The organism is Ruegeria sp. HKCCA5839, assembly GCF_013035585.1.
Lineage (GTDB): Bacteria > Pseudomonadota > Alphaproteobacteria > Rhodobacterales > Rhodobacteraceae > Ruegeria.
The window spans coordinates 1-1,580 of record NZ_WQIE01000023.1 but is presented as its reverse complement, the minus strand read 5'-3'; the positions used below and the strand labels follow the sequence as shown (position 1 = coordinate 1,580).

Below are 1,580 nucleotides of genomic sequence, written 5' to 3'. Positions count from 1 at the left end.
AGCAGCATCTCATATGTATTTTCATTGAGATATCCTGTCTGAGACAAACCGTTTGCGGCCTCGAAACGACGGAGAGCTGTTCTCGAGCGAGGTCCGAACAATCCATCCGCAGCGCCTGGGGAAAATCCTGAACTGTCGAGTGCTCTTTGGATGCTGCGGTATTCCGCGCGTCCGATTCCCAATGCGTTTTCTGCGACAACCAATGGATCAGGGGCCGTATTCGTTTCAGGGACCTCTCTGGATGGTTGGAGAACAGCTAGATCTGTTTCACCTTGTTCTTGAGTGCTTTGGCGCGCGGGGTCTGAATTCTGTCGAGGCTTGTTGGCGGCGCTCGCCGTCACCTGTTCCGACAATTGCCTGGCAATGTTGGCCGCTGACGTTTCCGGAAACGTATCCACGATCTTTTGCATGGCTTGGAGACGCGCTTTTTGGTCGGGGATGCCAACCGCCAGGTTCAATTGTTGTGTGGCCAGGTTTTCGTCGCTCAATTTTTCTTTTGGAGTTTCAACCGTTCCAACCGAGATCCTGAAATAGAATTCGCGCGACATCTGGCTAACAACCTCGGGGCGTTGTCTGCCGTCAGTTTCTTCCAGAACATCTGCAGACACGCGCTTGAGCATTGTAGAAACTTCAATACCTGGAGTTTTGATGTGACTGAGAAGCGCTTTGGTAAACGGAGAATTTGGTCCAGTTCCATCATAAGCTATTTTTCCGGGGGTCGTGGCAAAAGCGACGAGGCTGTCACTATATGCACCTCCCACCACAGCAAGCCCTCGACCCAGCCCAAGTGAGCGCGCCTGGTCCGGCACCCGATCCCTCAATGCGTTTGCAAGCGGGTTGTCTCGGCAGGCATCGATAAAAGCAATTGAGGTCGCGGCTCGGCTTTCCATCAGGTTCAATACCTTGGACAGCCGTACAGCTTCGGAGTCGATAAGATGTTGGTTCTGAACTTTTGCGTCAACTGAAAGCAGGTAGTTTTCCCCCCGCAATTGCATTCCATGTCCGGCATAGAAAAAAAGCGCATGAGTTGCGCCATCAAGCCTTTGTTCAAAACGCAGAAGGGCTTCGCCAAAGTCTCTTTGAGACGCATTTTTGACTTCGATGACTTCGAATCCAAGTTGTTTCAAAACTTTGGAGATTTCGAAGGCATCATTTACAGGATTTGTTAAGCGTTCGGTGTTTTCATAGTCACTATTGCCAACAACAAGCGCCACTCGCGAGGCAAGTGACGGCGCTGCAAAGCCGAGGAAAACGACACAGAAAAATAGAAAAAACCTGAGCAACTTGGTAATCCCCCACAAACTCTTCAAGCCAGTATTCGATTTCCTTCTCGATGTTGGGCACACATAATACGCGGCTTTCAAACTTTCGCTGTGTGCTATTTCACATTCATAACAGAAACCAATTGAATCGATAAATCCTCAGGAACCTCTACCGTTACGAGCGATGTTTGCTTCGTGGTTTCACTCTTGAGAACGCATCGTAACGCGGGTTTTTGCTGAATTGGGCAGAGCTTATGGCGTTCGCATTCGTTGCCGTTATAGGGACAGTACCATCAGGCGAATGCGCTCAGATCGGTG

At 50.1% G+C, this 1,580-nt stretch carries 1 protein-coding gene; it reads right to left on the bottom strand.

The annotated features are described in order from the left end of the window. The coding region (locus GOV38_RS22160) for a caspase family protein (RefSeq protein ID WP_171210394.1) at positions 1 to 1,283 on the bottom strand (1,283 nt) is incomplete at its 3' end. Between the last annotated feature and the right edge of the window lie 297 nt (positions 1,284 to 1,580).